The sequence below is a fragment of the Cupriavidus sp. C2SS-8b genome (genome assembly GCF_057073745.1).
Genome location: NZ_CP172717.1, coordinates 1,445,800 through 1,458,812, shown reverse-complemented (window position 1 = coordinate 1,458,812; position 13,013 = coordinate 1,445,800). Strand labels below are relative to the sequence as shown.

11 protein-coding genes, 2 tRNA genes and 2 pseudogenes are annotated in these 13,013 nt (G+C 67.0%); 10 read left to right on the top strand and 5 right to left on the bottom strand.

Annotation, left to right across the window (positions count from 1 at the left end; genetic code table 11):
• Nucleotides 1-88 precede the first annotated feature (88 nt).
• The 3 genes from ACIGJB_RS23660 (at nucleotide 89) to ACIGJB_RS23650 (ending at nucleotide 1,665) form a co-directional block, all read left to right on the top strand.
• A tRNA-Leu gene (locus ACIGJB_RS23660) sits at nucleotides 89-175 on the top strand.
• Nucleotides 176-657: 482 nt separating this feature from the next.
• On the top strand, nucleotides 658-1,503 hold the full coding sequence (locus ACIGJB_RS23655; protein ID WP_483732424.1) for a hydrolase: 846 nt from the start codon (nucleotides 658-660) through the stop codon (nucleotides 1,501-1,503).
• 85 nt (nucleotides 1,504-1,588) lie between these two features.
• Nucleotides 1,589-1,665: transfer RNA gene (locus tag ACIGJB_RS23650), tRNA-Arg, on the top strand.
• Nucleotides 1,666-1,747: 82 nt separating this feature from the next.
• Here the strand turns inward: ACIGJB_RS23650 and ACIGJB_RS23645 are convergent.
• Nucleotides 1,748-1,918: pseudogene (locus ACIGJB_RS23645) on the bottom strand (helix-turn-helix domain-containing transcriptional regulator); the annotation flags it as partial.
• 260 nt (nucleotides 1,919-2,178) lie between these two features.
• Between ACIGJB_RS23645 and ACIGJB_RS23640 the strand changes: the two are divergent.
• On the top strand, nucleotides 2,179-2,751 hold the full coding sequence (locus ACIGJB_RS23640) for an N-acetyltransferase family protein (protein WP_483732423.1): 573 nt from the start codon (nucleotides 2,179-2,181) through the stop codon (nucleotides 2,749-2,751).
• A 43-nt stretch (nucleotides 2,752-2,794) separates the two neighbouring features.
• Complete coding sequence (locus tag ACIGJB_RS23635; RefSeq protein ID WP_483711778.1) at nucleotides 2,795-3,049, top strand: RNA-binding protein; 255 nt, start codon at nucleotides 2,795-2,797, stop codon at nucleotides 3,047-3,049.
• A gap of 56 nt (nucleotides 3,050-3,105) precedes the next feature.
• Here the strand turns inward: ACIGJB_RS23635 and fghA are convergent, their stop codons facing one another.
• Nucleotides 3,106-3,948, bottom strand: a complete 843-nt coding sequence (gene fghA, locus ACIGJB_RS23630; protein ID WP_483734645.1) for an S-formylglutathione hydrolase — start codon at nucleotides 3,946-3,948, stop codon at nucleotides 3,106-3,108.
• A gap of 16 nt (nucleotides 3,949-3,964) precedes the next feature.
• Nucleotides 3,965-5,071 carry an S-(hydroxymethyl)glutathione dehydrogenase/class III alcohol dehydrogenase gene (locus tag ACIGJB_RS23625; RefSeq protein WP_483732422.1) on the bottom strand — a complete coding sequence of 369 codons (1,107 nt, stop codon included), beginning with the start codon at nucleotides 5,069-5,071 and terminating at the stop codon, nucleotides 3,965-3,967.
• A 254-nt stretch (nucleotides 5,072-5,325) separates the two neighbouring features.
• Between ACIGJB_RS23625 and ACIGJB_RS23620 the strand changes: the two genes are divergently transcribed.
• Nucleotides 5,326-7,002 (top strand): methyl-accepting chemotaxis protein, encoded by a 1,677-nt coding sequence (locus ACIGJB_RS23620; RefSeq protein WP_483732421.1) that lies wholly within the window; start codon nucleotides 5,326-5,328, stop codon nucleotides 7,000-7,002.
• Nucleotides 7,003-7,012: 10 nt separating this feature from the next.
• On the opposite strand, the gene ACIGJB_RS23615 is transcribed toward ACIGJB_RS23620, so the two are convergent.
• Nucleotides 7,013-8,389, bottom strand: a complete 1,377-nt coding sequence (locus tag ACIGJB_RS23615) for an NTP/NDP exchange transporter (protein ID WP_483732420.1) — start codon at nucleotides 8,387-8,389, stop codon at nucleotides 7,013-7,015.
• Between the two features lie 3 nt (nucleotides 8,390-8,392).
• The gene (locus ACIGJB_RS23610) at nucleotides 8,393-9,316 is read right to left on the bottom strand and encodes an aldo/keto reductase (RefSeq protein ID WP_483732419.1); all 924 of its coding nucleotides are present in this window, start codon (nucleotides 9,314-9,316) and stop codon (nucleotides 8,393-8,395) included.
• Nucleotides 9,317-9,623: 307 nt separating this feature from the next.
• On the opposite strand from ACIGJB_RS23610, the gene ACIGJB_RS23605 reads away from it, so the two are divergent.
• The 4 genes and pseudogenes from ACIGJB_RS23605 to ACIGJB_RS23590 all read left to right on the top strand — a co-directional run bounded on the left by ACIGJB_RS23605 (nucleotide 9,624) and on the right by ACIGJB_RS23590 (nucleotide 12,975).
• Nucleotides 9,624-10,487, top strand: coding sequence for a branched-chain amino acid ABC transporter permease (locus ACIGJB_RS23605; RefSeq protein WP_483732418.1), 864 nt, complete (start codon nucleotides 9,624-9,626; stop codon nucleotides 10,485-10,487).
• A gap of 8 nt (nucleotides 10,488-10,495) precedes the next feature.
• Nucleotides 10,496-11,532, top strand: a pseudogene (locus ACIGJB_RS23600) (branched-chain amino acid ABC transporter permease).
• Nucleotides 11,529-12,281, top strand: coding sequence for an ABC transporter ATP-binding protein (locus tag ACIGJB_RS23595; protein ID WP_483732417.1), 753 nt, complete (start codon nucleotides 11,529-11,531; stop codon nucleotides 12,279-12,281). The pseudogene ACIGJB_RS23600 and the gene ACIGJB_RS23595 overlap by 4 nt, the downstream one beginning before the upstream one ends.
• Nucleotides 12,274-12,975, top strand: coding sequence for an ABC transporter ATP-binding protein (locus ACIGJB_RS23590; protein ID WP_483732416.1), 702 nt, complete (start codon nucleotides 12,274-12,276; stop codon nucleotides 12,973-12,975). The genes ACIGJB_RS23595 and ACIGJB_RS23590 overlap by 8 nt, the downstream gene beginning before the upstream one ends.
• The last annotated feature ends 38 nt before the right edge of the window (nucleotides 12,976-13,013 follow it).

The following is a 13,013-nucleotide window of genomic DNA, read 5'->3' as shown; positions in this document are numbered from 1 at the left end:
AGATTTTTTACGAAAGAGTGTTGACAAGGCCTCTGCTGGTCAGCATAATTGCGTTCTTCGCATCGCAGCAGCAATGCAGCGAAACGAAGCCCAGATGGCGGAATTGGTAGACGCACTAGGTTCAGGTCCTAGCGGTGGCAACACTGTGGAGGTTCGAGTCCTCTTCTGGGCACCAAATTCAGAAAAGGCCCGCAGCAATGCGGGCCTTTTTCCGTTTACGGCCGGCTATCTGTGGCCGGCTGTCTACGGCTGGTTATTGGCCGGTGTCGCGGCGGATGCGGTCGCCGCGCCGGGCAGCGCGGCTGGCGCTCAATCTTCGATGGCCTCCGCAGGTTCATCGGCGCGCCGCACGCCATTGCGGCCATCGGTCTTGGCGCGGTACAACGCGGCATCGGCCGCGCCCTTCAGAACCCTTCAGTTCGACGGTCAGCGTTCCGCGGACAGCACATGGGCCGCATCCAGCAGGACACGGTATTCCGAGGTGTCATAGAGATTCTGTCGCGCCGCGGCGAAAGCGCCATACGTTCACCGAGGCTGTCCGGAACGCTGGCTCATCGGCTGCGTGGCAGCGGACATTCATCGCTTACCCGATGGCGGGCGGATGACCTATGCTCAAACAAATCGGGCAAGCATTGATAACGCCCGAAGGTGCTTGCCATGACCAAGGTCTTGTCATCATCGAGAGAGAGGGAGGCAGGGGCGTACCCCGCGTGGCACGACTGTGCCATCGCACAGCACGGGGCGCGCCATCATCCCTTGCAATGCTGCTGCTTGCTGGCCATGCTGATGTGTGCCGTGGCCAGGGCCGACGACGGTGCTCCGGGCGCCGATTCGATCCTGGGCTGGCAACATGTGCAAGCGGGCGACCTCAGTGGGATGACCGCTACCCGCGGTTCCGTTTCCTCGGTCGATCACAATGGGTCGCCTCCCGGTTACTCCCCGCGCATCGAGGTCACGACAGGTGCCGGGCCGGATGACGACGCGCCCGGTCTCGCGGCCATCGACGTCGATACCGAACGCCTGCGCTACGGCCCGCGGCGGATCCTGGTTCATGTCGACGACATCACCACCGCCAGCGGCTTCGTGGACAGCCGCGTGCGCACCATGGCGGTGGCACTCGACGCCGTCGTGCCGCATGCCGGCGGCCTGACCATCCAGCCGCGTGTGCAACTGGCCTATCAGCCGGGCACCGCGGCCACGGGGACGCAGGCACCGGACATGCTCGGCGATTCGAGTGCCACGGGCTTTGGCGTGCGCCTCTACGGTGCCCAACCGACCCGGCTCGCGGGCGTCTACCCGTTCGTTGAAGCCGACTGGTGGCAGGACAGCCGCAAGCAGACCATCAACATCAACGGCACGAAGATCGATACGGACCTGCTGCGCGGCCTGTTCTCGTTCAATATCGGCGCGCACGGCAATACCGCATCGGGCGTGAAGCTCTGGTTCAAGGTGAAGGCGGGGCGGAATGCCGGAGGCACCGTGGGCGCGCGCTATCGCTGGTAGCCATCATTGCCGCACAGGGTTTGAAAGTTTTTCGCGGAAGGGGCTTGCACAAAACCGAAACTGCGTTACAATCTATGTCTCGCGTGCGGCTGTAGCTCAGTTGGATAGAGTACTTGGCTACGAACCAAGGGGTCGTGGGTTCGAATCCTGCCAGCCGCGCCACCTATGCAGTACGAAAAGGGCTTCCGGAAACGGAAGCCCTTTTTCATTTCCGGCGCCTGCATTCGTTTCATGGTGTCATGCAACGCTTGTCCTGAGCCATGCCACGCGCGCGCGCAATCACGCCCAGCACATGGGCAATGAAAGCGGGGTCGTCGCCACCCGCTAGCAGGCACGCTTCGAAGTACTCGGCGATGTCGTCTTCGGTCTTCAGATGCTCGGCCGAATCCCACGGCCGGGTTTTGATTTTTTCCATGGCCCATTCCCGGTTCACGGTATGCCAACTGTGGTTCACAGATAATTGGTATCACGCTGGGCAGCCACACCGCAAGTTCTCATGTCGCCTGTCGGAATGACTCGGCCTCTTGGTTGATCTTGCAGGGTGGCCCGAGCATTTTTCAAAAAGCCTTCCACGCTTGCGCCGTCCTGCATGGTGCGTCTTTTGGCACTACAGTGAATGAACTTCGGCGATTCAGCCCGGGTTACCATTCAGCCAGTGACGAAGACCTCGCACCGATGCCCGCACCGACTCCATTGCCCTTCACGCCCACCCGCCTGACGTTGCGGGACGGCCGCCATATCCTGCTTCGTGAAATCTGCGAACTGGACCGCTCGGGATTGCTTGCCGCGTTTTCGCGGTTGTCGGCCGACTCCCGCTACACCCGCTTTATGGCGCCCATGCGGGAACTGCCCGAGGCCATGGTCGAGCACGCCACGCACCCGGAACCGGACCATGAATGCGCGCTCGTTGCCTGGAGCGAGGCGCGGGACGGGGAGGGCGGCGGCCGGCTGGTGGGCGGCGCGCGCTTCGTGGCCGCGCCGGGCAGCGATATCTGCGAGTTCGCCATCACGCTCGATGACGACTGGCATGGCGCGGGCCTGGCGCGCATCCTGATGTCGTCGCTGATCGAGACGGCGCGTGCGCGCGGCTATGCGCGCATGGAGGGGTTTGTGCTGGCCATGAACACGCCCATGCGGCGCCTGGCGCGTCGCCTTGGTTTTGCCGACGTCGCGTGCCCCGATGACGCGACCGTGCGCATCGTCACATTGCAGCTGGACCAGCAGGCCGATGCCGCAGACGCTGGATGAAGTGGGATGGTGACGGGGCCGTAGTGAACGGAGGGAGGTCGCGATGTCTGTATTGTTGCTCGGCAATATCGAGCCCGGCACGACCGAAGACGAGATCCGCGCATTCCTGGTCAAGTACGGATTGCCGGCTTTCGATGCCCTGGAGCACGTGCCCGGCGATGGCAGCAATCCCGCCGTCATGCTGACATTCAGCGCACTGGACCCGGCCACCCTGCGCAAGTTGCTGACGCGGATTCACGGCATGTTCTGGAAGCGCCGGCGCCTGAGCGCGCTGGCGATGACGGAGCGCTACATCTGAGCGATGCGCGGCGGCCGCCGCGCATCGCCATCATCGTCCTCGATGCTGCCGCACTGTCAGAGCTGCGCGGCGTGGTGCCGGATGTGGTCGGCGATAAAGGTGCTGATGAAGTAGTAGCCGTGGTCATAGCCGGCATGCCGGCGCAGCGTCAGCGGCTGGCCTGCCGCCGCGCAGGCGGCTTCGAACGCCTCGGGATGGAGCTGGCTTGCCAGGAACTGGTCCGCCAGGCCCTGGTCCACGAGGATGCCGGCCGGGAAGGGCGCTGCCTTCTGGGCCGCCATCAGCGCGCTGGCATCATGTTCGGCCCAGCGGCCGCGGTCCGTGCCGAGATAGCCGGTGAACGCCTTCTCTCCCCACGGGCACTGCGTCGGCGCGGCGATGGGCGCGAACGCCGACACCGAACGGAAGCGCTGCGGATGCCGCTGCGCCAGCACCAGCGCGCCGTGTCCGCCCATGGAGTGACCGAAGATGCCGACGCGCTCCGGATCGATCGGCAATTCGCGGCTCACGAGTTCGAACAGCTCCTGCGCGACGTAGCGTTCCATGCGCCAGTTCGTGTCCCACGGCGCCTCGGTCGCATCGACATAGAAGCCCGCGCCCACACCGAAGTCCCATGCATCCGCCTCGCCCGGCATTCCCGCGCCGCGCGGACTGGTGTCCGGCGCAACCAGGACCAGGCCGTGCTCGGCGGCAAAGCGCTGTGCACCGGCCTTGGTCATGAAGGTTTCCTCGGTGCAGGTCAGCCCCGCCAGGTAGAACAGCGCCGGCAGCCTGGCGCCGGACTGCGCCTGCGGCGGCAGGTACACCGAGAATTTCATCGGTAGTCCAATGGTCGCCGAGTCATGGCGGTAGAAGCGCTGCACGCCGCCATGGCAGCCGTGTTCAGACAACAGTTCCAGAGTCACGGCCGGCTCCTCAGTACAGCACCACCGAACGGATCGACTCGCCGCGCTTCATCAGGTCAAAGCCCTCGTTGATGCGGTCGAGCGGCAGCGTGTGCGTGATCAGGTCGTCGATATTGAGCTTGCCATCCATATACCAGTCGACGATCTTCGGCACGTCGGTGCGGCCGCGCGCGCCGCCGAAGGCCGAGCCTTTCCATTCGCGTCCGGTCACGAGCTGGAACGGGCGCGTGGAGATCTCCGCGCCGGCCTCGGCCACGCCGATGATGATCGACTTGCCCCAGCCTTTGTGGCAGCACTCCAGCGCCTGGCGCATGACCTGCGTGTTGCCGATGCATTCAAAGGAATAATCGGCGCCGCCGTCCGTCAGCTGGATGATGTGGTCGACGACGTTGCCCACGTCCTTCGGGTTGACGAAATGCGTCATGCCGAACTTGCGCGCCATCGCTTCACGCGCGGGGTTCAGGTCGACGCCGATGATCTTGTCGGCGCCGACCATCTTCGCGCCCTGAATCACGTTCAGGCCGATGCCGCCGAGGCCGAACACCACCACATTGGCACCCGCCTCGACCTTGGCCGTGAAGATGACCGCGCCCACGCCGGTCGTCACGCCGCAGCCGATGTAGCAGACCTTGTCGAACGGCGCGTCAGGGCGGATCTTCGCGAGCGCGATCTCCGGCACCACGATGTGGTTCGCGAACGTCGACGTGCCCATGTAGTGGAAGATCGGCTTGCCGTCGATCGAGAAGCGCGAGGTGCCGTCCGGCATCAGGCCCTTGCCCTGCGTGGAACGGATGGCCTGGCACAGGTTGGTCTTGCGCGACAGGCAGAACTTGCACTGGCGGCACTCCGGCGTGTACAGCGGGATCACGTGGTCGCCAGGCTTCAGCGAGGTCACGCCCGGCCCGACGTCGGTAACGATGCCGGCGCCCTCATGGCCCAGGATCGCCGGGAAGATGCCTTCCGGGTCCGCGCCCGACAGCGTGTAGTAATCGGTGTGGCAGATGCCTGTGGCCTTGATTTCCACCAGGACTTCACCGGCGCGGGGGCCTTCCAGGTCCACGTCTTCGATGGTCAGCGGGGCGCCGGCTTTCCAGGCGATAGCGGCTTTGGTCTTCATGGAATCCTCCGGGGGAAAGAGAAAGTGGTCGGCCCGCCTGGGCCGGAGGCATGACTATACGGCCTTACGGGGAGACACAGGCATCACTTCTTCGATGTGCCTGGCCGCTGATCGGCCGCATCGTGCGAGATGCCCTACGAAAGTGGGGTGAGCAATCGCCGGATCGTTCCGTTGCTTGCTTGCTGGAGACATTGGCGCTCGCGGTTGCATCCCGTCCCAATGACCCACCCGTCGCCCCCACATCGCAAATAGTAATGAAGACTCTGACCCTTAACCAACGGCTCTGGATCCCCTTTGGCCTGATCTGGATCGCCATGCTCGGCATCTGCACGTTCGAGGCGTTCGCCACGCGAGCGGAGATGTTCGCCGGCCGCCAACGCGAGATCCAGAGCGTCGCCGAGGCCTCGGTCAGCTTGATCGCGTCCATCGAGAAAGAGGCTGCCAGCCAGGGCATGTCCCTTGAAGACGCGCAGAAGCTGGCCAAAGAGCGCCTGCGCCCGCTGCGCTTCGGAACCGACGGCTATGTCTCGGTCACGGACTTCTCGGGCCGCTCGCTGATGCACCCGTTCAAGCCCGAGAACGAAGGCAAGAACCTGACCGGGATGAAGGATCCCAACGGCGTGGCCATCTACGTGGAAATCGCGAAGATCGCCAGCGGCCAGGGCTCGGGCTTCCTGAACTACATGTGGCCGAAGCCGGGCGCGAGCGCGCCGCTGCCCAAGGTCAGCTATATCAAGGCCTTCAAGACGTGGGAGTGGGCTGTTACCACCGGCGCCTATGTCGATGACATCGAGGCCGCGTTCCGGCAGGCACTGTTCCACTCCTTACTGATGCTCGTGATAGTGGGCGGCGCGGCGACCCTGCTGGCCGCGTGGCTGCTGCGCGGCGTGCGCCGCGACCTGGGCGGCGAGCCGGCCTATGCCGCATCGGTGGCCAACAGCATCGCGGACGGCGACTTCACGCGCCGGATCGACCTGCGCCAGGACGACAACTCGAGCCTGCTTTATGCCATGCAGCGCATGCAAGCCAGGCTGGCCGGCACCGTGAGCGGCATCCGCGCTTCGGTCGATTCGGTCGCCACGGCGACCGCGCAGATCGCCGCGGGCAATTCGGACTTGTCCTCGCGTACCGAGCAGCAGGCGGCCTCGCTGCAGCAGACGGCCGCCAGCATGGAAGAGCTGACGACGACCGTGCAGCACAACGCCGACAGCGCGCGCCAGGCGAGCGGACTGGCCGACAATGCGTCGGAGATCGCCAATCGCGGCGGCGAGGTGATGGACCAGGTCATCACCACCATGACGCAGATCGCGGACAGCTCCGGCCAGATTGCCGACATCATCGGCGTGATCGAGGGGATTGCGTTCCAGACCAATATCCTGGCGCTCAATGCCGCGGTGGAAGCGGCGCGCGCGGGCGAGCAGGGGCGCGGCTTTGCCGTGGTGGCGGGCGAGGTGCGCAGCCTGGCGCAGCGTTCGGCTGGCGCGGCCAAGGAAATCCGCACGCTGATCAGCACGTCGGTCGATCGTGTGCGCAGCGGTTCGGACCTGGTGACGCGCGCGGGCGCGACCATGACAGAGATCACGCAGTCGATCCGCCGCGTGACGGACATCATGGGCGAGATCGCGGCGGCGTCCGTGGAGCAACGCACGGGCATCGAGCAGGTCAACCAGTCGGTCGCGCAGATGGACCAGGTGACCCAGCAGAATGCCGCGCTGGTCGAGGAAGCCACGGCCGCGGCCCATTCGCTCGAAGAACAGGCAGCGGCGCTGCGCGAGTCCGTCGCGGCCTTCCGGATTGCGCAGCAGGACGGCGACAACGCCGCGGCGCTGCGCAGGCCGCTCCCGGCGCCGCGCCAGCCGGTCCGGCAGACGGCGCAGCCAGCGCGCGCTGCGGACAGCGCCGACCGCAGCGACAACTGGGAAACGTTCTGAACGCCGCGCGCTAGCGCGGCTGCGCGGCCGATGGCGACGCGGCGTTGCGCGTCGAGCCGGCCGAGGCGGGGCCCGCCTGCACGAGCTGCAGTTCATGCCGGCGCCCCAGCCACCAACCGAGGAAGGCCCACGCCAGGGCCAGCGCGGCCCCAGTCAGCGCGACCGTGGCGGCGTGGCCAGAGATGGCGTCGACCGCCGTCTTGACCCATGCGCTGACCGCGTCGCCGGCGCGGTACACCGCGGTATCGATGACGTTCTTGGCCTTGTACTTGGTTTCCGGATCCACCACCGTGAACAGCATCTCGCGGCCGGGGCGCAGCAGCGCGTATTCGCCCACGCGGCGCAGGATCATCACGCTCGCCAGCACGCTGAAGGTTGGGAACATGGCCAGCAGCAGGAACCCGGCAAACACGGCGAGCGGCACCATCGTCAGCAGCGCCGAAACCCCGTAGCGCCGCGCCACGCGACCTGAAAAGAACAGCTGGACGATGATCGTCAGGGCCTGCACGACGGCGTCGAGCGCGCTGAATACCTGCGTCTGCCGCGCGCGCTCCGGAAACGCCTCCGCCACCAGGCGTGCCTGCTCGAAATACAGGAAGGTGCTGGCCGTGGCCAGCAGGATTACGAACAGGCTGATGCCAAGCAGGTAGCGCGACCGCACCACCAGCGACAGGCCGGCCCACAGTCCGCCGCCGACGGGCTGCGCCGGATCCGCGGCCACGGCGTCGTCAGCTTTCGCCACACCAGCGCCGGCGCGGCGGCGCCAGCCGAACAGCCAGCCCACGCCGGGCAGCGTGGCGGCCAGCAGGCCCGCGGACAGCAGCATCAGCCCGGTGAGCCCGATATGCACCACCAGCCAGCCGCCCATCACCGGGCCGGCCAGGCCGCCCGCGCTGGCGCCGGCGGCCAGCAGCGCGAACAGCCGCCGGGCCTGCTCGGGCCGGAACACATCGGCCATCAGGCTCCATGCCACGGACACCACGAACAGGTTGAAGACCGACAGCCAGACATAGAACACGCGTGCCAGCCAGACGCTGTCCGGCACCGCGCGCGTGGCCACGGCAAAGCCGGCCAGGTTGGCAATGAAGAAGCCATAGACCCACGGCACGAAACGCCGGCGCGGCAACCACGCGCAGCACGCGCCATAGAGCGGAATGGCGGCCAGCATGACGACGAACGTGGCCGTGAACAGCCATTGCAGGTTCTTGACGCCGCCGGCAATGCCCATGGTCTCGCGCACCGGGCGCAGCATGAAATAGCTGGCAAACAGGCAGAAGAAGAACAGGAAGCCGGCGACGACGGCACCCGTTTCGCCGGGGTGGAGGCCAAGGCCATGGCGCAGCCGGGCAAGGGTCCCGGTGGCGGCCTGGCGTGGAGGGTGGTCCATGGGCTAGGCGAGCAACGCCGCGATGCGCTCGCGCTGGCCGGCATCCGGCATGCGTCCGAGCGCGGCGCCAAGGTTGTCCGCCATGTTCCTGGGCTTGGACGTGGCGGGAATGGCCGCGGTCACGGCCGGATGGCTGACCACGAACTTCAGGAAGAGCTGGCCCCAGGAATGGCAGTCGATTTCCCCGGCCCACGGTGGCAGCGGCCTGTCCTTGACCGCGCGGAACATGCGGCCGTCCTGGAACGGCCGGTTGATCAGCACCGCTACGCCGCGCGACTGGCACAGCGGCAGCAGCGTACGCTCCGCGCCGCGCTCGGCGAGCGAATAGTTGACCTGCACGAAGTCGACGCGTTCGCTGCGCACGATCTGCGCGAGCGTCTCGTGGGCGTCCTCGCGATAATGCGTGATGCCGAGGTAGCGGATCTTGCCCTGTTCCCTGAGTTGCCGCAGCCAGCGCAGGTTCTCGCGCCAGTCGATCAGGTTGTGGACCTGCAGCAGGTCGACCTTGTCGGTATGCAGGTCGGCCAGCGAACGTGCCCACTGTGCCTGGGCCGGTGCGCCGGCGGGGGCCGACACCTTGGTCGCCAGGAAGACCTTGCCGCGCGCGCCGGCGCTGCGCAGCAGGTCGCCCGTCACGGCCTCAGCGCTGCCGTAGCTCGGCGCGGTGTCGATGATCGAGCCCTGGTTCTGCAGCAGCAGGCCCATGACCTCGGCAAGCGGCGCGCGCTCGTCGGCACCGGTGCCGACGTTGAAGGTGTCGGCCGTGCCCATGCCGATGACAGGGAGCGCCTCAGTGCTGCCGGGGATGGTGCGCCGCATCGGCGCCGCGATCGTGGATGCCGCGGCAGTGCCGGCGCTGGCCGCAAAACATGGCACGGCGGCCAGCCCGGCAGCGATCGCAAGAAATGAGCGGCGGTCGATCGACATGGATGGATTTCCCGGCAAAAGGCACTCACTGACCATAATCCTCCGGCTTTGCCTTGTAAAGCATTCGGTCCTCCGTACGCGCCTCATCCCGGGTGGTGCCGGATTGCAAAAATTACCCACAGCCGGAACAATCCGCCCGATAAAGCGAGCCTGCCGCAATGGCGCCGGCGTGGCCAGGCGCGGTCGGGTTTGACCCTTCACCCGGAATTGAACTGGAGAGCCGCAACATGCGTACCGGGGTCGCGATCATCGGCGGGGCCCGTCCTTTCCTTCAACATTGGCTTCCCTGTGCGGGGTATCGACCACGATGACAAGTCTCCTGGGCGTGCTGTTTGACGGCCTGGCCTACGGCAGCCTGCTGTTCCTGATCAGCATCGGCCTGTCGGTGACCATGGGGCTGATGAACTTCGTCAACCTCGCGCATGGCGCCTTTGCCATGCTGGGCGGCTATGTCGCCGTGGTGCTGATGAACCGTGCCGGCGTGCCGTTCCTGCTGGCGCTGCCAGCCGCCTTCGCGGGCGCGGCGGCGGTGGGCTGGGTGCTGGAACGCACGTTGTATCGCCGCCTCTACCAGGCCAGCCATCTCGACCAGGTGCTGTTTTCCATCGGCCTGACCTTTATGGCGATGGCCGGCGCTACTTACCTGTTCGGCCCGGGCCAGCAACCCGTGGAACTGCCCGGGATGCTGCGCGGCCAGGTGCGCGTGGGTGGACTGGACTTGGGCGCATACCGCCTGTTCCTGATCGCCGTGGTGGTGGCGATTACCGCGGCGCTTGGCTGGCTGGTAGCGCGCACGCGTTTCGGCGCGCAGGTGCGGGCGGCCGTGGATAACCAGCAGGCGGCGCGCGGCCTCGGCATCAACGTGGGGCGCGTGTTCAGCCTGACCTTCGCACTGGGCTCCGGATTGGCGGGCCTCGGCGGCGGGCTTGGCGTGGATGTGCTGGGTCTGGATCCGGCGTTCCCGCTCAAGTACATGGTGTATTTCCTGCTCGTGGTTGCCGTGGGCGGTGCCGGGTCGATCCGCGGTTCGCTGCTCGCGGCGCTGGTGCTCGGCGTGGCGGACGTGGCCGGCAAGTACTACGTGCCGGCCGTCGGCGCGTTTGTGATCTACGCAATGATGGTGGTGCTGCTCGTCTTGTTCCCGGCCGGACTGTTCGGGAGGCGTGCATGAAGACGCTGATGCGATCGCTGCGGCCGGCTACGGCCTCCCGCGAGGCCGGCGCTCCGCCCACCCGCAAATTGCCGGACGGGCGCTGGCATCCGGCAGAGTACGTGTTCTGGCTGCTGCCCGTGGCGGCGTTCTTTGCGTTGCCGGACTACCTGATCCTCGGCAGCCAGATCCTGATCACCGGGCTCTTCGCGTTGTCGCTGGACCTGATCCTCGGCTATGCGGGCATCGTTTCGCTGGGGCACGCGGCATTTTTCGGCCTCGGTGCCTATACGGCCGGGCTGCTGGCCGCGCATGGCTGGGGCGAGCCACTCAGCGGCCTGCTGGCGGCCGCTGCCGTGGCGGGCGCGGGCGGCTGGCTCTGCAGCTTCCTGTGGTGCGCGGCGGTGACCTGACGCGGCTGATGGTGACGCTGGGCATCGGCCTGATGCTGTTCGAGGCAGCCAACAAGGCCGCCTTCGTCACGGGCGGCGTGGATGGCTTGTCCGGCGTGGCCATGGATCGCCTGTTCGGCGTATTCGAGTTCGACCTCTTCGGCAAGACCGCCTACCTGTACAGCCTGGCGGTGATGTTCGTGCTGTTCCTGCTGCTGCGGCGCCTGACGCAATCGCCGTTCGGCCTGTCGCTGCGTGGCGTGCGCGAAGGCGTGCGGCGCATGCCGGCGCTCGGTGCGGACGTGCCGCGCCGGCTGCGCGCGGTGTTCACGCTGTCGGCGGCGATTGCCGGCGTGGCCGGCGCGCTGCTGGCCCAGACCACGCAGTTTGTCGGCATGGACGTGCTGGGCTTTCCGCGCTCGGCCGAACTGCTGGTCATGCTGGTACTCGGCGGCGCCGGGCGGTTGTACGGCGCGCTGGCGGGCGCTGCGCTGTTCATGATTGCCCAGGACGTACTCGCGGGCATCAATCCGGTGTACTGGCAGTTCTGGATCGGCCTGATGCTGGTGGTGATGGTGCTGTTCGCGAAGGGAGGCGTCATGGGGGCGGTCGATGCGGCGCGTGCGCGGCTGGCCGCGCGCGCGCCGCAGCAGCCCGAAGGCGGTGCGCAATGACGGGGCTCTTGCGGACCGAAGGCCTGTCGCGCCAGTGGGGCGCGTTCGTGGCGAACAGCGACATCTCGCTCAGCTTCGCGCCCGGCGCGCGCCATGCGCTGATCGGCCCGAACGGCGCGGGCAAGACCACCTTCATCAACCTGCTGACCGGAGCGCTGGCGCCTACCTCCGGGCGCATCTGGCTTGGCGGGCAGGACATCACACGCTTGCCCCAGCATGCACGCGTGCGCCTAGGCATGACGCGGACCTTCCAGATCAACACGCTGTTCCCCGGGTTGACCGTGCTCGAATCGGTGGCGCTGACCGTGGCCGAGCGTACCGGCGCGGCGCGCGTGTGGTCGCGCACGGTGGCGTCGCAGCACGCGCTGGTGGACGAAGCCATGGCGGTGCTGGCCAGCCTGAGGCTCGAGAACGAGGCCGACATCGAGACGCGCCGCCTGCCGTATGGCAAGCAGCGGCTGCTGGAGATCGCACTGGCACTGGCCACGCGGCCATCGCTCCTGCTGCTCGATGAGCCCGCGGCGGGCATTCCGTCAGCGGAAAGCGCCGAGCTGTTCGCCGTCATTGCTGCGCTGCCGCGCGAGATCACGATCGTGTTCATCGAGCACGACATGGACCTGGTGTTCCGCTTTGCCGAACGCATCACGGTGCTGGTGGGCGGCAAAGTGCTCACCGAAGGCACGCCGGCCGAAATCGCCGCCGATCCGCGCGTGAAAGAGGTCTACCTTGGGGAGTCGGCACATGGCTGAGTTGCTGCGCGTGGAAGCGCTGAGCGCGGGCTACGGCGACGCCGTGGTCATCGACGGCATCGACCTCGCCCTGGATGCCGGGGACAGCCTGGCGCTGCTGGGCCGCAATGGCGTGGGCAAGACCACGCTACTCGCCACGCTGATGGGTTTCACGCGCGTGCGCCGCGGCACGCTGTGCTGGCAGGGGCGCGACCTGGCACGGCTGCCGCCGCACCAGCGCGCCCAGGCCGGCATTGGCTGGGTGCCGCAGGAGCGATGGGTGTTCCCGTCGCTGACGGTGGAAGAGAACCTCAGTGCCGTGTCGCGGCCGGGGCACTGGACGCTCGCGCGCATCTACGCGCTCTTTCCGCGCCTGCAGGAGCGCCGGCGCAACCTGGGCAGCCAGTTGTCGGGCGGCGAGCAGCAGATGCTGGCGATTGCGCGCGCGCTGATGCTCAATCCCGCCTTGCTGCTGCTTGATGAACCAATGGAGGGGCTGGCCCCGATCATCGTGCAGGAGCTGCAGCGCGTGATGGGCAAGCTGATCGGGCAGGGCGGGATGGCGGTGATCGTGGTCGAGCAGCACGCGCGGCTGGCGCTGGCCATGACACGGCGCGCCATGGTGCTAGACCGGGGCAGGGTGGCGCACGCGTCGGACAGCGCCGGCCTGCTGGCGGACAAGGAACGCCTGGACCGGTTGATGGGCGTTGGGTAGCGGCTTTGCGGGTGGCCCGGGCGGCCGGCGCAAATGTA